We start from the raw sequence: 22,188 nt of genomic DNA, 5'->3' as shown, positions 1-22,188 counted from the left end.
TATTATTTACAAAGGAGTAATTTTATGGAATATATTTTAGATATGAGAGAAATAAGCCTAGAGGGTGATTTATTGGATATAGGAAAAGAAAACTATGGGATAATATATAATTTGAAAAAAAATATGGAAGATGAGATTTCTGTGGACTATTTTGATGACAGAGAGATTTTAAGTGAAAAAGAAACAATATTCTATGACGGAGCAGTACTTTTTTTTACTATGGGAAAGATATGGAGTAATGGCGGAAGACGTGAGATAATAAAACATATATGGAATCTCATTAAAGATGATGGATATCTCTATATATGGGACTATGATAAGAAAGCAAAAGAAATAGTAAACGCTAATATAAAGGTTTTACTTCCAGGAGATAAAACTAAAGAATTTAAGTATAGAGATATAAATCCAATAAATCAATTTAATGTAGAACTTATAAAAAAAGCTGCAGAAAGTTATTTTGAAATAGAAAAAGTTGATTTTTATGATAAAATTTACTTTGTAAAAGCAAAAAGAAGGGAAAGAACAAGTGATGAAAATATTATTAACAGGAGTAAATTCAAAATACATTCATAGTAATTTAGCTATAAGGTATTTGAAAGCATACACTGAGGATTTGCCATGTGAATGCAAGATTAGAGAATTTAGCATCAACGATAGGATAGAAATAATACTAGAACAAATCTTATTAGAAAAAGCTGATGTAGTAGCATTTTCTTGTTATATTTGGAATATGGAGTATATAAATAAGCTAGCAAACCTTATAAAATTAGTAGATAAAGATATAGAAATATTATATGGAGGACCAGAAGTTTCATATGATAGTGAAAATTTTCTAAAAGATTGTAATGGTGAGTACGTAATATCTGGTGAGGGTGAAGAAAGCTTTAGAGAATTTGTAGAATATAAGTTGGGCTTTAGAGGCATAGGTTCAATTAGAGGTCTTTATTATAAAAGTGAAGATAAAGTCATATTTAATGGATTAAGACCTCAGATGAATATGAATGATTTAAGTTTTCCATATAAAGTGGGGGATAAAGAAATACATAATAAGATAGTTTATTATGAAGCATCAAGAGGATGTCCTTTTAAATGCAAATACTGCTTATCCTCAACTGCTGACGGAGTTAGGTTTTTAGATATAGAAAGAGTAAAGGAAGAACTAAAGTTTTTTATTGATGAAAAGGTACGACTAGTTAAATTTGTCGATAGAACCTTTAATTGCAATCATAATTTTGTTAAGGAAATATGGGAGTTTCTAATAGAACAAGATACTAAAACAACCTTCCACTTCGAGATTTCAGCAGATCTTCTAAGGAATGACGAAATAGAACTTTTAAATAGAGCCCCTAAGGGAAGAATTCAATTAGAAGTTGGAGTACAAACTACTAATAATGAAGTACTAAATAATATTAATAGGTATGTTGGGTTTGAAAATATAAAGGATAAAGTTCTGGGAATTGCTAAAGCTCACAATGTAAAACAACATCTTGATTTGATTGCTGGGCTTCCAGGTGAAGATTTTAATTCCTTTAAAAAATCGTTCAATGATGTGCACTCTATAAGACCGGACGAAATACAACTTGGATTTTTAAAGCTTCTGAAAGGGTCATCAATGAGAGATGAGGCGGAAAAGTGGGGGATTGTTTATGCTCCTTATGCCCCATATGAAATACTAAGATCAAAAGATATAAGCTACGAAGAACTTTTAGAGTTAAAAAAGGTAGAAGAAATTGTTGATAAATATTATAATTCTCAAAAGTTTAACACCATATTAAAGTATTTTTTGAGTAAGTTTGAAAATCCTTTTGATTTTTATTACGCAATGGGAAGTTATTTTCATGAAAGAGGGTATTTCAATATAAACATAGGAAATACAGAATATTATAAGGTTTTTCTAGACTTTAATAATTATAAATTTAATGGAGAAAATACTGAAGAATTAAAAGATATAATAAAATATGATTATTTAAAGTATAACAAAAAGAAATGGCTACCTGAATTCTTAAATAGAGATATAACTAAAGAAGAAGAAAGAATCATAAAGGAGAAATTAAAAGATTCTTATGATTTTAAAAGATCTCATATAGAAAAATTCAGTTTAGATATTATGAAGTATATAGAAGCAGATAAATTGGTAATGTCACAAAATTATCTGTTGTTTGACTTAGACAATGAGGACAATATAAATTCTATAAATAATAGATTATAAAAAATAGGTGCTGTTAAAGCACCTTGTTGAAATTAATTGTAATTGGAAATTTTATATGGATATCCAACCGCGATATTAATTTATTAATGGTGGGATATCTATTTTTTTATTCTCATGGATTTAATCGGAGCATATCAACTAAATTTCAGAGATGAATAATAAATTTGCAATAATATGCATGATTCTAATTTTATTTTTATCATTAGACATAGTTTTAATAAATAAATAATAAAATATAGTATTTTAACGTTAAACCTTAATTATAAAGTCCATAAATTCTTTAAGTACGGACATAATGAAAATTCATGTAATTAGTATAAATTTTATTTATCATTAAAATACAAGCGGTAAATATAGCGAAATTTAGTTGTTTATAATATATAATTAATATGATATAATACAAAAAAAGGTATTAGGAGAAGTGCTATGAGAGAAAAATTTGTAGGAAGAATTTTATTGTTTATTATAGTATCAGTAATAGTTAGCACTTTTGTAGTCTTTTTGTGGACAAGTATATCTGATTATTCCTCAAGTTTGAAAAATAATGGGGATGATTTTGAGATATATATTGAAAAGACAGTTGGGTATGATATAGATATATTAACTACTACAGAACAAGATAATTATAAATACATTATGTTTACAAAAAAAGGGTCTAACGGTGCAAATATTTTTGCTTTTAAGAAATGGCATTTTAATAGATTTATTGATGCGGGAGCAATCTTTCATTCAAATGATTTAAATCAAGATAAATCTAGTAAATCACTATTTGGTGCTCTTAATATTATAGATGAAAACAACAAACAAAAATATGTGGTTTTCGGCATTAATTCCTCTGACATTGCAAAATATTATACTATAGATATAAATGAAAAAGAGTTCAAGAAAGAAATCACAGATGCCTATTTTATAGACGTTTTAGATTTCAATGAAGCTAGTAAGCTAAAGTTGAGAAGTATAAAGTTTTATGGAAAGCATGATGAAGATGTAACTGATAAACTGATAATTAAGGATGAAGATGGACAATAAACTATTGAGGTGATATTAATGAAAGATAAAGTAAAGTTGAGCACTTTGGAGCAAATAAAGGCATACTCAGATCCATATAGATTAAGAATACTTACGTTATTAAGAAATAATGGAGATGCAGCTACTGTTAAGGAAATCGCTGATCAATTAGGTGAAGTACCAGCAAAGGTCCACTATCATATTAAAAAGCTTGAAAAGGCTGGGATTGTTGAACTTATAAGAACTAAAGAAGTTAAGGGGATTATAGCTAAATATTATTATTTGACAGCAGATAGATTTGAAATTGTTGGTGAAAATATAAGTGAGCAAGCCAAACAGATTTATAAATCAGAGGTTTTAAATTTAGTTAGTGACTATTATCAAAATTCCAGAAATGATGTCATTGAAGCCTTAAGCTCTCGAATAGAAGATCATAATGAAGGGAATATATCACTGACTTCAAGGACCTTGTATTTAACTAAAGAAGAATTTGATGAAGTAAATAGGTTAACTAGAGAAATTTTTTCTAAATATGAGGTAAAGAAAAAAGATGCCATACCATGTCATGCTTTTTCTGTGCTATGTAAGACAAATCTAGATGATAAATAAATGATTTACATAAACTTAACAATCACTACACTAATCATAACATATTATATAGGGATACTATATATTTTTGGAGGCAGATTTAATGAGGATTGTTATAGATATAGATATAGTGAATCATGCAGAAATACTAGAGAAACATAAAGGTGGATTTGCAAGTCTTTTAGCTAACAGCAGCTTTGTTAAGGAACAGGTTGAGCATGAAATTAGAAAAGAAATATTAAACAAATTAACTAAAGCTTTGAAAGATGGATTGTCAGAAAACGGCGTAAAAGCAAGGATAAGAATAAATTAAAATGGGGGCTCTAATGAGACCCTTTAATTTTTAATTATATACAATATTCTCTGTTATTCTTTTGTTATCTTTGTGTGGCAATTTAATGATATATTGTAAACATAAATGTCATTTATTAATGTTTTTAATGCCAAAGAAAAGGATGTTATTTTCTATTACTTTGTGAATATACAAGATTTTTAGAGAACTTACCTTTGTCTCACAATAAAAAGCTTGAAGATAACATGATTTTAGTACATAATTGCAATATTATTGAAAAAGATATGTTTGTATGTAATTTTTCTTTGAATGTCCTTGAGAATATTATATAATATATGCTGTGCCCTAGGATAAAAGGAGAGATTTTAATGTTTAATTATATTTTAGGTATTGTAGTATCATCATTAGTGGCAATACTAATAACTCCATCACTAATGAAAATAGCTGAAAAAATAGAGTTTACTGATAAACCTACTGAGAGAAAAAAACATGATAAACCTATACCAATAATTGGTGGTATAGTTATGTTCATTGGTTTTTTTATAGGTTATTTTTTATTAGTACGAAATGATAGAACTCAAAGTCTATATATATTTGTTTCATCAATAATGATTTTGCTAATAGGGTTATTAGATGATTATTTTAAGACAAAAGGCAAAGAGTTTATGATATTACCAAGAGTATTAGTACAAATATTAGCAGCAAGTCTAATTTATAAATCAGGTATAGTATTTAATGGAATTACAGATCCATTTAACGGTAGTTATATAGAGTTACCTGTTGTACTCAAATACTTACTTACTATTACGTGGATATTTGGGGTTACCACAGTTATTAATTGGTCTGATGGAATGGATGGTTTAGCAGGTGGAATATCAACCATATCAGCTACAACTTTATTTGTAGTTGCACTTGCCAAAGGGCAGACAGATTCAGCCCTTATGTCTATAATTCTTGTTGGTGCAATATTAGGATTCCTTAAGTATAATCGACACCCTGCAAGAATATTTATGGGAGATTCAGGTGCGAATTTTTTAGGATTTACGTTAGCTATAATAGCTTTAGATGGAGCCTTTAAACAGGCCACTGTTATGTCTATATTCATCCCGTTTTTAGCATTGGGTGTGCCTATATTTGATAATATATTTGTAATATTTAAAAGATTTAGTGAAGGGAAACCTGTATATCAAGCAGACAGAAGTCAAATACATTATAGACTTGAGCAAAAGGGAATGAATACAAGGCAAGTAGTTTCATATATATGTTTAATAAGTACATGTCTAAGTCTTATTTCTATATTGATATTATTGCTTAGATTATAAAAATGGGCTTATAGGTAAAAGTAGATTCAAGGTTAGATAGTTATAATCTTAATCAAGATAATATACTATATTATTAGTTAAAATAATAATTTGAAAATAAAAAATAAAATTTAATTGATAATTATTAATAATATGGTATATAATATGATATTATGTACATATAGTACTAAACAAATTGTAAATTAAATAATTGAATAAATCATCTTATCAAGAGTGGTGGAGGGACTGGCCCTGTGAAACCCGGCAACCTTATAATAGGTTATATATAAGACTTAACTTATAGATACTATGTTATGTATTAAATGATATAAGTTAAATATTATTATTAACCGAGCATATAAAGGTGCTAAATCCTGCAGTTTTTACTGGAAGATAGGATATGCTTTGTGGTTTAGACCTAGAGGTATATTCTCTAGGTTTTTTTGATTTATAGAAAAGTATAAAAATTTGTTTTTAAATTAAAGGAGGACTTACTATGCTAATTAAGGATTTATTTAAACAGAAGAGGATGGTTTTTTCTTTCGAAATATTTCCTCCAAAGCTTACTTCACCAATAGAGACGGTTTATAAAACAATAGATGAATTAGCTGTTTTAAACCCAGACTATATAAGTGTTACTTATGGTGCTGGTGGAAGCGTAAATAACAACAGAACTTGTGAATTAAGTTCTTTAGTAAAAAATAAATATGGAATAGAAGCATTAGCTCATCTTACATGTATTAACTCAAGCGAAGATAAAATAAATAAGATTGTTGATAATTTAAATAAAAATAACATTAAGAATATCTTGGCTTTAAGAGGAGATGTGAGTGGAGAAGAAAATGAAAGTGATAGATATACCTACGCTTTTGAACTTATTAAGCATTTAAGACAAAAAGGTAATTTATGTCTAGGAGCAGCTTGCTACCCTGAAGGGCATGTGCAAAGTGATAATTTAGACAATGATATACTACATCTGAAAAACAAGGTAGAAGCAGGAGCTGATTTTTTAGTATCCCAACTGTTTTTTGATAATAATTTGTATTATAACTTTCTTGATAAAGTAGCTAGCAAAGATATAAATGTACCGATTCAGGCAGGTATAATGCCTGTTACAAATAAGAAACAAATTGAGAGAATAGCATCACTTTCAGGAGCACATCTTCCACAAAAGTTTATAAAAATAATGGATAAATACGAACATAATAAAGAAGCGCTTAGAGATGCAGGCATAGCTTATGCTGTAGAACAGATTGTTGACTTGGTATCTTCTGGAGTAAGTGGAATACATCTATATACAATGAATAATCCATATGTTGCAAAGAAGATAACAAATAGCATTGAATCCCTTATTAATCATATAAATGAAGAAGCTATATAAGCATGTATAAATTTTACCTGAAAGTATAATTCGGATAATAAATTAGTACATAAGATAGAAGAAATAATGTTTAGCAAGAATTTCAATGAATATGAATACTTAATGTTCAACAAACTATAGTTGTATTAAATAAAGCCTTAATAATAAGGAGGTAGCTATGGGTATTAATGAAAAGGATCATGCATATGAAGTTGCTAAAAAAATGCTTGTAGATGGAGAATCTTGGGATAAGATAATGGAAGAAACAAAGCTTAGATTGAAAGATTTAAAAAGGATCCAAAAAGAAGAAATAACTCCGCATTTCTAAGTAATCAAGTAGTTAAGTTTAGCTCTACGCTGAATTTAACTACTTTTTAATTTAAGCCTAGGTTAGAGTACTTTGTTGAAATTAAATGGTTATCCATTAGATGCTTTTTAGATGAATAGCTATATAGTGAAAGATATTTTGTGTAAAATATTGGGAAAAATTCATAGTTATGTTACAATATAAGGATAAATCTATTTAGGATGGTATTTATATTTTTGATTTTAAAGACTTTAAGAAAAAGTTAAGAATTTATTAACTATAATCTTAAGTTTTAGCATTTATTATTATGATATAAGATTTGCAAGGAGGATTCATATTATGAAAAGTAAATTTAAAGCATTTTTTCTTTCTTTTATACCTGGACTTGGACACATATACTTAGGAGAAAATAATAGAGGGCTGATATTCTTAGGAGGTTTCTTATCATATATATTTACAGCCAGCTTCTTAAGTCATTCATACGATATTATAGGTGGATATTCAAGAGTATTTGAAGCAGCAATACCGGCATTATGGATATTTAATGTTTTAGACTGTGTAATCAATGCAGAAAAAATAAATAAAGGAATGATAAACTTAGCAGAGGATAAAAGTAGTGAAGATGAAAGAAAGTTAATTGCCTTTATGCTATCGGTTATACCTGGGTTAGGCCAACTTTACTTAGGAGAAAAAGAAAAAAGTCAAAAGTTATTATCTATCTTCTTAATTGTGTATATATTATCTTCATTGGTAAATATAGATATTCTAAGACTAGGAGTGCCAGCAATAATAATTTATTCCATATTAGATTTAATGAATGTAAAAGGAATAAGAGAAACAACAGAAATAAACTTTTCAGGAAAGTGGTTCGATAATTGGGTTAAGCTTCTTGGAGTGGTATTTATAGTAGCAGGTGTTTTAGCATTAGCAAACAGATTTTTAGGTGAATTTGTAGATAATAGAGTTTTCTTTATGATTAAAGATTATACAAAAGTTATATTATCTTCCGTGATTCTGATTGGATTTGGTATTAAAATGCTTTTTATGGGAAAGCCGAAGGAAATTAATAGGGAGGACTAGTAATGAAACAATGGAAGATAGGTAGACTATCTGCAGGGGTTGGTCTAATATTACTTGGCACATTGCTTATAGTTGCAAGAATACAGAATCTATACTATTTTGAAATTATAGAAAAATGGTGGCCGGTTTTAATAATATGCTTAGGAATAGAACTTGTAGTAGGAGCATTCCTAGCAGGAAATCCTAAACTTAGTGTGACGGTAGACGGTAAAAGTGTTTTCATTGCTATAATTATAGTCATTTTTGTCTTTATAAGTAGCGGGATAAGCTTTGCTGCAAAAAATGGAGTTTCTATTTTTAATGGAAATGGCATATCTATAAATGCTTTTAGCAATGAAAAGATAGTTTCGAATAAGATGGAATTTCAATCGAAAAAATCTTTGACCTTAGAAAACAAGCAAGGAAAGATTTCTATTGATAAAAGTGATAGTGATAAGATAGAAATTGAAGCAAATATTTCTATTGGGTATAATAATGAATCTGTTATAAGTGAATTACAAAAACAAGCAATAGAATTTACAGATGGAGAAAATCTTGTGGTAAAAACAAACAATAATCAAAACAAACAAGATGGAGCAGTAAAGAAAATAGATTACACAATAAAACTACCTGGTTCTGTAAAATATGATATCAAAAGTTCTTATGGGGATGTAGTAGTTTCCAATATTTCTAGCGATGGAAAGGTTGACCAATCAAATGGAAGCACTAATATCAGTAATATTAAAGGTAACATTGAAGTAAATAATAAGTATGGATCGGTAAAGATTGATACTTTAGAAGGTAATTTGACTGTAAGTTGCAATAATGGAGAACTTAATGTACTTAATGTAAAAGGAAAGGTAATAAGTTCAAACGCTTATGGAGCAACAAGTATCGAAAATATAAGTGAAGATTTAGAATTTAAAGGTTCCAATGGAGCGTTCACTGAAAAGAATATTGGTGGATTCTCAAAAATATCAAGCAAGTATGGAAATGTAAATATAATTAATCCATTAAAAGGTGCCAATATTGAGGCTAATAATGGTGCTATAAAATTAGAAAGCAATAAACCTATAGAAGGTGATATTACTATATATAATGCCTTCGGAGATATAAACAGTAGAATTTTAAAGGAACAATCAGCCAAATTTAAGTGTAGTACTAAAAGCGGATCTATAACTAATAGTTTTGGATTATCTAGTGATAATAAGAATACTTTAGAAGGCGAAGTAAATGGTGGTAAAGTTCTTTTTATGATGGAAACGAAAAATGGATCTATAAATATAAACTAGCACATAAAAAACTTGGTGATTTCTTGGAATCTATAAATTTTAGTTGAAGTAATTAGGGTTAGTATGTAATAATGTTTTTAGATAGATTTTGAAAGGAGTTACCTTAATGCCAGTAAGAAAGATAGTTCAATTAGGTGATGGACATTTAAAGAAAGTATCAGCACCTATTAAGGAAATAAATGCAGAAACATTAGCACTAGTAAAAGACTTAAAGGATACGTTATATTCTGTAGATGGTGTTGGTCTTGCTGCACCTCAAATTGCAGTCAATAAAAGAGTTGTATTTATAGACCTAAGAGACGGATCAGAACCAATAGTATTAATTAATCCTGAGATAACTTATAGAGAAGGTAAAGAAGAAGGATACGAAGGATGCCTAAGCTATGTTGGATTTGAAGGGCTAGTTGAAAGACCTAAAAAAGTAAAGGTTAAAGCACTGAATGAAAAAGGTGTAGCTGTAGAGTACGAGGCTTCAGGGCTTTTAGCAAGATGTTTTTGTCATGAGATAGACCACTTAGATGGAATTATGTACGTTGATCAAGCTATTGAAATGTACGAGTTAGTTGACGAAGAAGAATAAAGTAAAAATAGATTTTATCGTATATCAGATTTTCCGTAAATATATTTGGAAAGACATATGCGCAAAAAAAGTCACTGAAGCGAGCTTCGGTGACTTTTTTGCGGTATAGGGAAATATAAAAATTTTAAACTAGCTAAACCTTGATATTTAAACGACCTTTTTATGTCTAAAATTTATCTTCTGATGTTTTGTTCAAAAATATCTGAGCTAGATTTTTATTATCTTCTACAATAGTTTGTATTATTTCTTTGCTAACAGGGTCAAGATTATCAGTATCTTCAATAAATCTATCCCCCATAGTAAATCCAGTTTTACATGCTTTATAAGCTTCTGAAGTTACTTCTTCATCTGAATCTACAGTGAGATTTTTTAGTTTTTCATATATCTCAGTGAGTTTTCCGGTAATGCCCACACCCTCTTTTGGGACGCCTCCAAGTTGTTCTATTCTTTCTCTTAAAATATTACTGTGACTTAAATAGATTGCTTGAACTTGCAAAAAGCTTTGTTTTAAGCTAGTGTCATTGGCTTTATGTTGCAGATTTTCAAAGGCTTCTATTCCCATTTGAATACCTTTTAAAAAACGATTTAATTCTAATACTATTTCTTTTGATGGAGCTTCAACTGACATAGAAATCACCTCCTGTAAAGTAAAATATTTAGAATTTGTTTATATTTTAGTTTGAGCAAAAAATATGTATTTATGCTTCTGATTAAAGGAATACTCTATTTAATAATATAGAATTAATATATTGTGAGAAAGTTTATTTAAAAATAAACAAACTGTTTACTAGTGTAACTTATTAATATATACTAGTGTATATACATTTAAAAAGGGGAGACTTAAAATGAATAAAACAAAAAATTTAACTTATATTTCAGTACTTATAGCATTGGCAATCATAATACCTATTACTTTTGGATTTGCAACAATTAATATACCGCCTTTTACTGCTACCATAGCTTCACATGTTCCTATGTTTTTAAGTATGTTTGTATCACCTTTTGCTGCAGTAGCAGTTGGACTAGGTAATGCAATAGGGTTTTTTATAGCAGGAAAGCCTATATGGGTAGTTTTAAGAGCGCTGATGCATGTATTTGTAGGACTTGCAGGTGCGTATATGATTAAGAAAGGTGTTTCATACGGCAAGACAGTAGTATTTACATCTCCTATCCATGGAATATTAGAGGCTTTAGTAATTATGCCTTTTCCACAATTTAAATTTCAGTATTTAGTGGTAACTGTACTTGTTGGAACAATGATTCATCACTTTATAGATGGTACAATAACATATGTATTAGTAGAAGCTATATCTAAAGCCACTAGAAGAGATTTCAGAAAAGTTTTATCTTCAACTTCTAAATAATAGAATACGAAATAAGTTTTAGATTTGAAGTTCTTAAATTTTTGTATAAATAATATTTTAAATATAAAAGGTCGCCTTTATTGGCGACCTTTTATATATTTAGATTATTTTTAAATATACTAAAAATCTTATTGAGTTGAATTGACGATTGTATCTAAATAATGAGTTATACTGTCTTGCCAAGAAGGCATTTTTATATTAAAACAGTTATATAAAAGACAAGTATTCATTGCTGTATATTTAGGTCTAGGAGCGATGTTTTTGATTGTTTCTGTAGATAGTGGCAGAACGTTCTTCTGTATATTAAAATAATCAAAAACATAATTTATAACCTCTTGCTTCGAGGTGTATCCATCATTTACGCAATTATATACTCCATAAAAATCTGAGGTTATGATTTGAGATATCGAATTACATAAATCCTCTATATATGTTGGATTTATAATAGCATCAGAAATTAGAAATATAGGCGCATTTGCTTGAGATAATGCTTTCTTTATATAGCAATCATTTCCTCCAAAACACCAAGAAGTTCTAATTATAAAGTACTTACTACATATAGTACGAATAAGTTTTTCGGCAGCAAGTTTTGATTTTCCGTATATATTTATTGGACTGCATTTATCAGTTTCGAAGTACGGAGAAGGTTTTTCACCGCCATATACATAAGCTGATGAAATGTACACAATAGGAATGGATAGGGTATTGCATGCATAGGCCACATTTAGTGTTCCAAGTGTATTTACAGTATAAGATTCAGTCTCATGACTTTCGCAAAAATCTATATCTGACAATCCGGCAGCTTGTATAACTATATCTGGTGAAGATGATTTGATAGTTTGTAAAACTGAATTTTTATCAGTTATATCTAAATCATTTTTGTCTAAAGGAATGATTTCATGTTGATTTGTTAGGTAGTTTGATAGATAATTACCAATATTACCTTTTGAACCTAAGATCATTATTTTCATAAACTCACCTCATTACATTAGTTTAATTATTGTAATAGTAAATATATTTACTTTGTAGGATAATTAAATATATGTTAATTACTTAAATCATACTTGTACAAAATATAAATTTATATTAAATTATATGAAATATCATATAAGTTTATTGACAACAATTGTATAAAATTAATATAATTTTTATTTAAAGATATAGAAACCTTTAAAAAAGGTTAAACATATTGATTTAATACTATTTACTGGTAAAATTATAGTTGCTGTTTATGTATACCAAAGGCGGTGGGATTATGATGAAAGAAGAACAATTAGGTTATGAAAAGGAACATTTAAGAGAGACTAAGCTGTGGCTTGAAGATGCTGCTTATACGCAAGGGAATGAAGAACAAAAACTTCTAGATAAAATAGGGAAACTAAAAAAAGCATCCAAAGGAAAGTATAACGAAGAGCTTGAGACTGAAGAAAAAATATATAATATAGTTCACAAGAATCTTGAAAGATATAGAGAATCTATTGAACAGCCATACTTTGCTAGAATCGATTTTAGAGAATATAGAAAGAAGGAAGAAGTTTTTTATATAGGGAAATTTGGGCTAGGAGATATGACTAAGGGAGAAGAATTGGTCATTGATTGGAGAGCGCCTATAGCAGATTTATATTATAGTGGAACACAAGGCGACGCATATTATAGAGCACCTATTGGAGTTGTTCAAGGACAACTTTCATTAAAACGAAAATTTCTTTTTGATCAAGGCGATATAAAAGATATCTTTGATGAGGGAATCAATGAAATTATATTGAAAAATGCAATAGATGATAGCGGTGAAAATGCATTAATTGATGAATTCTTAAAAATAAATCTAGAGCAAAGTACTGGACGAAAGCTAAAAGAAGTAGTGGCAACGATACAAAAAGAACAAAATGAAATTATAAGAGCTGAAAAGAATGCACCAATAATAGTGCAAGGATCAGCAGGATCAGGTAAGACTACTGTGGCGCTCCACAGACTTGCTTATTTACTTTACAGGTATAAGGAAAAATTAGATGGTCAGGATATTTTAGTAATAGCTCCAAATAAGCTCTTTTTGGATTATATATCTGAAGTTTTGCCAACTTTAGGAGTTGGAGAAGTAAAACAAAAGACTTTTGAAGAATTTGCTATGGATTACTTAAAATTAAAAGGAAAGTTGTATTCAAAAGATAAAAAACTCCAAAATGTTTTGGAGAATGAAGATTCTGAAGAGGTTAAATATATAACTAATTCTAGTAAAATAAAGGGCTCGATGGTATTTAAGTCTATTATGGATAGATTTCTTCTTATATTAGAAAGAGAGTCTTCCAACATGGAAAATATAACGATTCAAGGTTTTACAATCTTTGAAAAAACAGAGATAAAAAGGCTATATGTACAGGATATGAAACATATGCCGATTAACAAAAGAAAAGATGAGATAAAGAGATATTTTTCTTTAAAGTTGAATGAAAAACTAATGAAGGTTATTGAAAAAATAGACTTTCAGTATGAATACCAAATTTCAAGAATAAAAAAACAAATGGATGATTGCCAAGAGAGACGTCAAAAGCTAATAGAGATATATGATGAAAGAGATTCCTTTAAAAATAAGATAAGAACCGAAGGTAAGAGTGAGTTTGATGCTTATTTTGATAACTGGAAAGGTATTAATACTAAGAACTTATACAACAGGTTATTTAAAGAAGAAGAACTATTTGATGAATTAACAGATGGAGTCATACCTAAAAAACTTTGGAACTATATAGTTGAAATATTAGAAAATGATGATGAACAAGGCGTACTTGATAGTGATGATATTGCTCCGTTGTTATACTTAAAGCTTATGGTGGAAGGTGTCCCTGACGACAAAAAATATAAACATATAGTTATAGATGAAGCTCAAGATTATTCACCATTGCAGATGTGTGTAGCATCTATGTTAGCATTAGGAAACTCTATGACAATAGTAGGGGACTTAGGACAGGGGATATATTATTATAAAGGAATTGAACAGTGGGAGAAGCTTATCGATGATGTATTTAGAGGTGAATGCACCTACATACCTTTAACTCAGAGCTATAGATCAACCATAGAAATAATAGAATTTGCAAATCAGGTGTTAAAGAAACAAAAAAATAATCTGAGGCCTGCAACACCTGTGCTAAGACATGGAGAAAAACCTGAAATTATACAATATGAAAATAATAATGATTTTGCAAAAGACACAGATGAAATTGTAAATAAAGTTATAAATAGCGGAAAGAACAGCGTGGCTATAATAGGGAGAACCTTTGATGAGTGCAAAAAAATACGAGATATAATGAAGAAAAACTCTATTTATGATTGGACGCTCATAAAAGAAGCAGATAAAAATATAAAATTAGATAAAATAATAATACCATCCTATTTAACTAAAGGACTGGAATTTGACTGTTCGATAGTGTTTAATTGTAATGATCAAATATATAGAGATAACGAGCTTGATAAAAAGTTGCTATATGTTGTTCTCACAAGAGCACTTCACTATCAGTATGTTTTTTATAATGGTAATATTAGTAACCTGCTTCGTTAGGATTAATATATTTTTGTTTTAGTATATTGAAAAAGAAAAGCGACTGTAAATGAAGATTTATAATAAGCTTTAATAGATTAAATGTTTTTCAAAACTCCCCTAGGTTGTATATGTCCAATTCGTATTAAAATGTTTTGGAATTGATACATCTTTAATAGGGGAGTTTTAATAGTGTAATTACAAAGTAAAGAACTAGGTGTGGTAATGTGATACGAGTTTTTAATAACAGAAATATAGCTGTATATCATTTGGATAAGTGTGGATAAGATTGTAAAATACAAGCTTCTATGGTACAATTTATGTGGTTTTTATTTTATTACAGGTATGGAGGTAGTACAATGAGCGTAGAAAAGATTAGAGATAATATATATTGGATTGGTGTTAAGGATGCCGCATTAAGAGTATTCGATATTATAATGGAAACCAAAAAAGGTACAACCTATAACTCATATCTTATAAATGATGATAAGATAGCTGTAGTTGATAGTGTTAAGAACGGATTTTATGATGAATTTAAAGAGAATATAACTCATATAATAGGTGAAAAAGCTGTAGATTACATAATAGTTCAGCATACAGAATTAGATCATAGCGGATCAATTATTAGACTTATGGAAGATTATCCAAATGCTAAGATAGTTGGTTCAAGAGCTGCAATAAATTATCTTAAAAATATTGTTAATAAGCCTTTTGAAGCTATTGAAGCCAAAGAAGACTTAAATTTAGGCAGCACTACTTTAAAGTTTATATCAGCTCCTAATCTTCACTGGCCAGATACAATATTTACATATGTAGAAGATAAAGCTCTTTTATTCACTTGTGATTTCACTGGATGCCATTATTGCCCTGAAGGAGCATTAACTGATAGTTTTTCAGATGATTACTTTGAAGAAATGAAATACTATTTTGAAGTAATAATGGGACCATTTAAAAAATTCGTAAAACAAGCACTAACAAAAATAGATGGGCTTAACATAGAGATAATTGCACCTAGCCATGGACCATTACATGTGGCTGATGCAAAGAAATATTTGGATCTTTACGATAAATGGGCTACAGTAGAGGTTGTTGAAAAAAATATTCAAGTGTTTTACATATCGGCCTATGGAAACACAGAAGCAATAGCTAAATACGTTACAGAAAAGATAGGTGAAAAAGGAATAAAGGTTGAGGTTCATGAAATAACTTCAATGCCTATAGAAAAAGCTGCTGAATTAATAGATAATAGTTCTGCTTTTCTGATAGGATCTCCTACGATAAACCAAGATGCTGTTAAGCCATCATGGGATTTGTTGTCATTGGTGAACCCTATAATAAACAGATCAAAACCAGCTGCGGCTTTTGGTTCCTTTGGATGGAGTGGAGAAGGTGTGCCAATGCTGACTGAAAGACTTAAGAGCTTAAAATTAAAGACTATAGATGGACTTAAGGTGAATTTTGTACCATCCGAAGCAGACTTTAAGAATGTAGATGAGTTCGTTGAAAACTTCATGAGCTTAGTTTAGAAAAAATCATAGATGTACCACTTTGTAATAAAACTTATTATTTTTAAATTCTCTCACCAGAAGCCGTGAGAGTTTTAAAAATAGATTTCGGTTCGAAGTGGTACATCTTTAGAAAGAACACTATCAAATCTATAGTGTTCTTTTGCTGTCTTAAAAAGCAGCCTATTTTTAGAATAGATGTTGTAATTAATGGAATTATAATACATATAAGAACTTAGATGAAAATTTTATTTTAAATTTATAATATTAGGAGGAGATTTTTTATGAGCAATTTAGAAGATAAGGAAATAATGTCTTTTAGAGATGAGAATGGAAATAAGGTAGATTTTGAAGCTGTTGCGAGAATATATTTAGAGGAACAAGAGTACTTGATACTATCTCCGCTTGAAGAGGGTGCTGATGAAGAAGACGCATTTATATTTAGAGTAGATGAAGTAGAAGGTAAAGAAGAATATAACCTTGTGGAAGACGATAAAGAATTTGAAGCTGTAAAAAAAGAATATAAGAAATTATTGTATTAATTAATGGAGGAAAAGTAATGAAAAAATCAGAAATTATTAAATTCTTAAGTGAAAATGAATTAGTAGATATTCAAGAAATAGAGTATAAAGAAGGCTTTGTATTAAGGTTCTTCTATGATTTCGATAGTGATGAATTGAGTGCAGCTAAGGCGTATTCTAATGAAGAAAGCGATCATGAGGAAGAAAGTGAGGAATGGTATTCTGAATTCTTTTTACCTTATTTAAGCGAAATAGCTTTAGATAACGTAAGTGATGTAATTGATGAAGCTAATGAAGAATTTGAGATTCAAGCTCAGTTTGTTTCTTATGATATTGATCCTTCAAATTATAATTACAATGAATTTATAGCTGTATTCTTCGAAGAAGATAAAGATTTGGATATCGATGATGTTATGGATGAATTAGGTCTATAGAAATTCAGTTTTAAAGTTTATATATGTAAGAAATAAAGTTCATACCCTATAAAGCCTCTTTAGTTAATTTCTAAAGAGGCTTTTTAGTGTGCTAAAAATTTATAGTACATATTTTAAACCCCGACAATATTAAGCTATATTTTTATAAAGTCCTCTCAGTCTCTTCTTTCCTAAGCTGCTTTTCCCTAGATACTTTTTTAGCAGATATTTTTGTTGCTTAACTATGAGCTTGTCCAAATTTTCACTTAGTTTTATTACCAAGATATTAGTGGGTGATAAAAAATTAAGAACAAAGTTTAGTAAGAATTTTCTCCTGATAATTTTCTTTTCCAATCTGTAAGAGTACATAAGTTTCTCCTCCAATCTAATTAAATTATTAACTTATTAGTAGCGTAATATTATTATAACAAATTTTGTATTTTTGTAAAAAAGATTCATAAGTCAAATTGTTACAATTAACGCTATAAAATCTTAACAAAATACCGCAAAACGCATAAAGCAACAAGTGGAAATTTATGTAAAAGTCTGCAAATGTAGAATTTTACATAAATGTAATAAAATGAGATTGTAGAATTTCGTCTAAAGATTTGTTGTTGATAAATGTTTTATAGAAAGGTAAAATAAAAACTAGACACATAATTAATTTTTTATCATGGTTAATCGAAGCCTTATCATATAAAATACCAGTTAAATTTTTTGATTATGAAATATTGTACTTAAGAAGGAGAATTTCAATGAACATTGAAGAACTAATTGAAAGAATTAATTTTTTATATAAGAAGAGTAAAGAAGAGGGGTTAAATGAACAAGAAAAAGAAGAGCAACAAGAATTAAGAAAAGATTATATAGAAAGAGTAAAAGGTAATTTTAGAGCGCAATTAAATACAATTGAACCTAAAAATTTAAAGAAATAATGAAGGATGATATTTTATGGGTATTGTAACCGTTGAAAAATTAGTTAAAGATTTTGATTTTGAAGTACTAGTAGAAGGTGAAAAGAATATTCCTATAACAGTAAGCGATATAAATAGACCTGGTTTACAACTTGCAGGATTTTATAATTATTTCGCTCCAGAAAGAATACAAGTTATTGGAAAAGCTGAATGGAGCTTTTTGGATGATATGGGAGTTGACCTTAGAAAAAAAAGAGTTAATAAGTTTTTTAGTTTTAATGTAAGTTGTCTTGTAATAACAAGAAGTTTAGATCCTCATGAAGAGCTTATAAAGGCTGCTCAAAAGAACAAAACATGGGTTTTGAGAACTGAAATGATGACAACAAAGTTTATGAGTAAAACTACTATATATCTGGCAGATAAAATGGCTCCTGAAACTAGACTTCATGGAGTGTTAGTTGATGTGTATGGTATAGGAATTTTGATTACTGGTGAAAGTGGAATTGGAAAGAGCGAAACTGCTCTTGAACTTATAAAAAGGGGACATAGACTTGTCACTGATGATGCGGTTGATATCAAGGAAATAGATGAAGACTTAATAGGGACATCACCTCATATTACTTTTGGAATGTTAGAGGTTAGAGGTATGGGGATAATCGATGTATCTGCACTGTATGGATTAAGTTCTGTACTAGCATCAAAGGAGATAAAGCTTGCTATCCATTTAGAGCATTGGAGAGATGACGGAGATTATGACAGACTAGGAATTAATGCTGAATTTGTTGATATCTTAGGAGTTAACATACGAAGAATGAGAGTACCTATAAGACCAGGTAGAAATATTGCTGTAATAATTGAGGCAGCAGCAGCTAATTATAGATACAATCTTATGTCTGATACAACTCCAGTTGATATAATTGAAAACAGAATGAATAAAACAGAAGAGTAATTCACATAAGTTTTTTATTTCATGTGCATAATAGATAGAGCATTTAAAAAAGGTGATATTTATGATTGTATATGATATTTGTGATAATTTAGCAGTAGTAGAACAATGGGAACTAGAAAGATCTTATTATTGGATCTGTTGTGATCAAAATGAAATTCGTAATCTTGAAATTATATTCTCTGCTGAAACTATTGAAGAGTGCCAAAATTTTAGACAATACCCTAGAATAGATTATTATAAAAACTATTCTTTTATGGTGTTTAATGCACTTGACAATGAGAATTTAGAGATAATTCCTAGAGAGATTGATATATACCTAGGTAGAAGTTTTATTATTACTGTTTATAAAAATAAAGTGAAGCTTATATCTAATCTAATGGAAGATATTGAGAAGGATAAAAATTGTTTTATATTAAAAGAAAATTGTAAACCTTACATAATCTTATATTATATTCTAGATAGACTTATAATTAATAATTATAATATTATTGCAGATTTAGAGACAGAAGCTGATAGAATAGAACTGGATATATTAAAATCTCCTAAATCAAAGCATATAAATAAACTTGTATCGCTTAGAAGAGAAAGTTATAAATTAAGAAAGCTTCTTAATCCTCTTAGATATATAGGGGATGCTTTGTTACTCAATGAGAATAACGTAATTGAGCATAATCAGATGTATCTATTTGAGAATTTAAACGATAAAATAGGAAAGTTATTAGCTTCCATGGAGAGTTTGGCTCAGGATCTCGCTATGGTAAGAGAAGCATATGAAGCTGAAATAAGCATCAGAACAAATGAACTTATGAAGGCTTTTACTATAATAACTGCTGTATTTCTCCCTTTACAACTTATAACTGCAATATTTGGAATGAGTTTTGAACATATGCCGCTTAAAAATGAAAGGTTTGCCTTTGAGGGACTGATAGGAACTATGGCATTTTTAGTAGTAATTTTAATGGCTATATTCAAAGGGAAAAAAATACTTTAGTATTTTAAAATTTAAGTTGAATTTTTTAAGATATGATTATTTAATAAGATTAAATATATAATTTTTAAAGGTATATTAAGGAGGGCAAATATGACTAAGAAGACATTGACTAGAGAAATTCCTAATGCTTGGGATAAATATTCTGATGAGGATGTTAAAAAAGTATTTGAAGTAAGCGAAAGATATAAGCAATTTATGTCTACTTGCAAAACTGAAAGAGAGTGTGTAGATGAATTTATAAAAATGGCTGAGGAAAAAGGCTATAAGGATCTAAAAGAAATCATAAAAAATGGAGACACTCTAAAAGCTGGAGATAAGGTTTATGCTAATAATATGGGTAAAACTCTAGCTATGTTTGTTATAGGAAAGCAATCATTTGATAAGGGGCTTACGATTTTAGGTGCTCATGTAGATTCACCTAGACTTGACATAAAACAAAATCCTCTATATGAAGACTCAGAGTTAGCTCTTTTAGAAACACATTATTATGGTGGAGTAAAGAAATATCAGTGGGTTGCTATTCCACTAGCTATACATGGTGTAGTTGTAAAAAAAGACGGTACTATTGTAAATGTAGTAATAGGGGAAGATGATAATGATCCTGTAGTTGGAGTTTCGGATTTACTCATACACTTGTCAGCTGACCAGTTAGGTAAGAAGGGGGACAAGGTTGTAGAAGGAGAAGACTTAAATCTTTTAGTTGGAAGTAGACCTGTAAAAGATAAAGATGTTAAAGAAAAAGTAAAGGAAAATATTCTAGTGATATTAAACGAGAAGTATGATATCACAGAAGAAGATTTTGTTTCGGCAGAGTTAGAAATAGTACCTGCAGGTAAAGCAAGAGACTATGGACTTGATAGAAGTATGGTAATGGCATATGGGCATGATGATAGGATATGTGCATTTACTTCTTTTGAAGCTATAGCAAAGATAGAGGAAACAGAGAAGACTTGTGTTACATTGTTCGTAGATAAAGAAGAAATAGGTAGTGTAGGTGCTACTGGAATGCATTCGAAGTTTTTTGAAAATATAGTTGCTGAAGTTATGGATAGAGCAGGAGAATATAGTGAGCTTAAACTTAGAAGATGTTTAACTAATTCAAAGATGCTTTCTTCTGACGTTAGTGCAGCTTTTGACCCAAACTATCCATCTGTAATGGAAAAGAAAAATGCTGCTTTCTTTGGAAAGGGAATAGTATTTAATAAGTACACAGGCGCAAGAGGTAAGAGCGGTTGTAATGATGCAAACCCAGAATTTATAGCGCAAATAAGAGCTATAATGGATAAGCATAATGTTGCTTGGCAAACTGCTGAATTAGGAAAGGTAGACCAAGGTGGCGGTGGCACCATTGCTTATATACTTGCTGAGTATAACATGGAAGTAATTGATTGTGGTATTGCACTTCAAAATATGCATGCACCATGGGAAGTTGCATCTAAAGCTGATATATATGAAGCAGTTAGAGGTTATGAAGCTTTCTTAATAGAAGCATAGTTGATAAATTGGGATTATCGTAAAAATAGAGGGTTAAGCTTAGGCTTGACCCTCTATTTTAGCTTTTTGAGTATTAGATTAATTGAATAAATGACAGTATAATTATGGTATAAAGTGTATTATAGCCTAAGAAACAAAGTGTATGGATAATGTCATTAAAATAGTATATTTATGAACAAAAATGTTTTTTGAGAATATAATAAAATATACTAATGAGGGAGGATTGATTATGGACAAGTCGAGATTTAGAAATTACGGACTATGGGTTTCAATAGCAGCATTAATTCCTATGGTTTTGCAGGGTTTTGGATTAGATATACTTCCTTCGAATTATAAGGATATTATAAATGCACTTCTAACAATACTTGTAATGGCGGGAATATTAAACGATCCAACTACAGTAGCAAAATGGTTTACTGATGATAAAGAGAAGGCTGAAAAAGCTATAGAAGAAAAATATGACGAAGTTACTGAGGCAACTATATCCAGAGAAAACAAAGAAGTTAAGTAAA

General features: G+C 29.3%; 24 protein-coding genes and 1 riboswitch. Of the genes, 21 read left to right on the top strand and 3 right to left on the bottom strand.

Features of this window, described 5'->3' with window-relative positions; all coding sequences use genetic code 11:
* Positions 1–24 precede the first annotated feature (24 nt).
* The 11 genes from J3477_RS11430 to def all read left to right on the top strand — a co-directional run bounded on the left by J3477_RS11430 (position 25) and on the right by def (position 9,996).
* A complete protein-coding gene (locus J3477_RS11430) occupies positions 25–573 on the top strand; it encodes a hypothetical protein (protein WP_206870078.1) in 549 nt (182 codons plus the stop codon).
* Complete coding sequence (locus tag J3477_RS11425; RefSeq protein WP_206870077.1) at positions 530–2,209, top strand: B12-binding domain-containing radical SAM protein; 1,680 nt, start codon at positions 530–532, stop codon at positions 2,207–2,209. Before J3477_RS11430 ends, J3477_RS11425 begins: the two co-directional genes overlap by 44 nt.
* 426 nt (positions 2,210–2,635) lie before the next feature.
* Positions 2,636–3,238: a hypothetical protein gene (locus J3477_RS11420; RefSeq protein ID WP_206870076.1), complete on the top strand. Its 603-nt coding sequence runs from the start codon at positions 2,636–2,638 to the stop codon at positions 3,236–3,238.
* An 18-nt stretch (positions 3,239–3,256) separates the two neighbouring features.
* Positions 3,257–3,826 carry an ArsR/SmtB family transcription factor gene (locus J3477_RS11415; RefSeq protein WP_206870075.1) on the top strand — a complete coding sequence of 190 codons (570 nt, stop codon included), beginning with the start codon at positions 3,257–3,259 and terminating at the stop codon, positions 3,824–3,826.
* Positions 3,827–3,908: 82 nt separating this feature from the next.
* A complete protein-coding gene (locus tag J3477_RS11410; protein ID WP_183276552.1) occupies positions 3,909–4,118 on the top strand; it encodes a hypothetical protein in 210 nt (69 codons plus the stop codon).
* 347 nt (positions 4,119–4,465) lie between these two features.
* The gene (locus J3477_RS11405; protein WP_206870074.1) at positions 4,466–5,419 is read left to right on the top strand and encodes an MraY family glycosyltransferase; all 954 of its coding nucleotides are present in this window, start codon (positions 4,466–4,468) and stop codon (positions 5,417–5,419) included.
* A 201-nt stretch (positions 5,420–5,620) separates the two neighbouring features.
* Positions 5,621–5,798, top strand: a riboswitch (SAM riboswitch).
* A gap of 96 nt (positions 5,799–5,894) precedes the next feature.
* Entirely contained in the window at positions 5,895–6,779 is an 885-nt protein-coding gene (metF, locus tag J3477_RS11400) for a methylenetetrahydrofolate reductase [NAD(P)H] (protein ID WP_206870073.1), read from the top strand.
* 157 nt (positions 6,780–6,936) lie between these two features.
* Positions 6,937–7,086, top strand: coding sequence for a hypothetical protein (locus tag J3477_RS11395; protein ID WP_206870072.1), 150 nt, complete (start codon positions 6,937–6,939; stop codon positions 7,084–7,086).
* Positions 7,087–7,404: 318 nt separating this feature from the next.
* Positions 7,405–8,145, top strand: a complete 741-nt coding sequence (locus J3477_RS11390; RefSeq protein ID WP_206870071.1) for a hypothetical protein — start codon at positions 7,405–7,407, stop codon at positions 8,143–8,145.
* Between the two features lie 2 nt (positions 8,146–8,147).
* Positions 8,148–9,416 (top strand): DUF4097 family beta strand repeat-containing protein, encoded by a 1,269-nt coding sequence (locus J3477_RS11385; protein WP_206870070.1) that lies wholly within the window; start codon positions 8,148–8,150, stop codon positions 9,414–9,416.
* A 106-nt stretch (positions 9,417–9,522) separates the two neighbouring features.
* Entirely contained in the window at positions 9,523–9,996 is a 474-nt protein-coding gene (gene def / locus J3477_RS11380; protein WP_206870069.1) for a peptide deformylase, read from the top strand.
* A gap of 166 nt (positions 9,997–10,162) precedes the next feature.
* Here def and J3477_RS11375 read toward each other — a convergent pair whose 3' ends face one another.
* Positions 10,163–10,624: a DUF2383 domain-containing protein gene (locus tag J3477_RS11375; protein ID WP_206870068.1), complete on the bottom strand. Its 462-nt coding sequence runs from the start codon at positions 10,622–10,624 to the stop codon at positions 10,163–10,165.
* A gap of 217 nt (positions 10,625–10,841) precedes the next feature.
* Between J3477_RS11375 and J3477_RS11370 the strand changes: the two genes are divergently transcribed.
* Complete coding sequence (locus tag J3477_RS11370) at positions 10,842–11,360, top strand: ECF transporter S component (protein WP_206870067.1); 519 nt, start codon at positions 10,842–10,844, stop codon at positions 11,358–11,360.
* Positions 11,361–11,488: 128 nt separating this feature from the next.
* On the opposite strand, the gene J3477_RS11365 is transcribed toward J3477_RS11370, so the two are convergent.
* Entirely contained in the window at positions 11,489–12,331 is an 843-nt protein-coding gene (locus tag J3477_RS11365; protein WP_206870066.1) for an SDR family oxidoreductase, read from the bottom strand.
* A 284-nt stretch (positions 12,332–12,615) separates the two neighbouring features.
* Here J3477_RS11365 and helD point away from each other — a divergent pair, with 284 nt between their 5' ends.
* The 4 genes from helD (at position 12,616) to J3477_RS11345 (ending at position 17,349) form a co-directional block, all read left to right on the top strand.
* Positions 12,616–14,910, top strand: a complete 2,295-nt coding sequence (gene helD, locus J3477_RS11360; RefSeq protein ID WP_206870065.1) for an RNA polymerase recycling motor HelD — start codon at positions 12,616–12,618, stop codon at positions 14,908–14,910.
* 338 nt (positions 14,911–15,248) lie between these two features.
* On the top strand, positions 15,249–16,415 hold the full coding sequence (locus J3477_RS11355; RefSeq protein ID WP_206870064.1) for an FprA family A-type flavoprotein: 1,167 nt from the start codon (positions 15,249–15,251) through the stop codon (positions 16,413–16,415).
* A gap of 263 nt (positions 16,416–16,678) precedes the next feature.
* Entirely contained in the window at positions 16,679–16,936 is a 258-nt protein-coding gene (locus J3477_RS11350; protein WP_206870063.1) for a DUF1292 domain-containing protein, read from the top strand.
* 17 nt (positions 16,937–16,953) lie between these two features.
* Positions 16,954–17,349, top strand: coding sequence for a hypothetical protein (locus J3477_RS11345; RefSeq protein ID WP_206870062.1), 396 nt, complete (start codon positions 16,954–16,956; stop codon positions 17,347–17,349).
* Between the two features lie 129 nt (positions 17,350–17,478).
* Here J3477_RS11345 and J3477_RS11340 read toward each other — a convergent pair whose 3' ends face one another.
* A complete protein-coding gene (locus J3477_RS11340; RefSeq protein ID WP_206870061.1) occupies positions 17,479–17,697 on the bottom strand; it encodes a hypothetical protein in 219 nt (72 codons plus the stop codon).
* Positions 17,698–18,083: 386 nt separating this feature from the next.
* Here J3477_RS11340 and J3477_RS11335 point away from each other — a divergent pair, with 386 nt between their 5' ends.
* The 5 genes from J3477_RS11335 to J3477_RS11315 all read left to right on the top strand — a co-directional run bounded on the left by J3477_RS11335 (position 18,084) and on the right by J3477_RS11315 (position 22,187).
* Complete coding sequence (locus J3477_RS11335) at positions 18,084–18,263, top strand: DUF896 domain-containing protein (RefSeq protein ID WP_206870060.1); 180 nt, start codon at positions 18,084–18,086, stop codon at positions 18,261–18,263.
* A gap of 16 nt (positions 18,264–18,279) precedes the next feature.
* The gene (gene hprK / locus J3477_RS11330) at positions 18,280–19,191 is read left to right on the top strand and encodes an HPr(Ser) kinase/phosphatase (protein WP_206870059.1); all 912 of its coding nucleotides are present in this window, start codon (positions 18,280–18,282) and stop codon (positions 19,189–19,191) included.
* 61 nt (positions 19,192–19,252) lie between these two features.
* A complete protein-coding gene (locus J3477_RS11325) occupies positions 19,253–20,182 on the top strand; it encodes a magnesium transporter CorA family protein (RefSeq protein ID WP_206870058.1) in 930 nt (309 codons plus the stop codon).
* A 90-nt stretch (positions 20,183–20,272) separates the two neighbouring features.
* Positions 20,273–21,676, top strand: a complete 1,404-nt coding sequence (locus tag J3477_RS11320) for an aminopeptidase (protein ID WP_206870057.1) — start codon at positions 20,273–20,275, stop codon at positions 21,674–21,676.
* Between the two features lie 229 nt (positions 21,677–21,905).
* Positions 21,906–22,187 (top strand): phage holin, encoded by a 282-nt coding sequence (locus tag J3477_RS11315; protein ID WP_206870056.1) that lies wholly within the window; start codon positions 21,906–21,908, stop codon positions 22,185–22,187.
* Position 22,188: the final 1 nt, after the last annotated feature.

Origin of the sequence: Clostridium zeae (assembly GCF_017312485.1) — a bacterium.
GTDB lineage: Bacteria > Bacillota > Clostridia > Clostridiales > Clostridiaceae > Clostridium_AR > Clostridium_AR zeae.
This window is presented reverse-complemented; position numbering and strand designations above follow the sequence as displayed.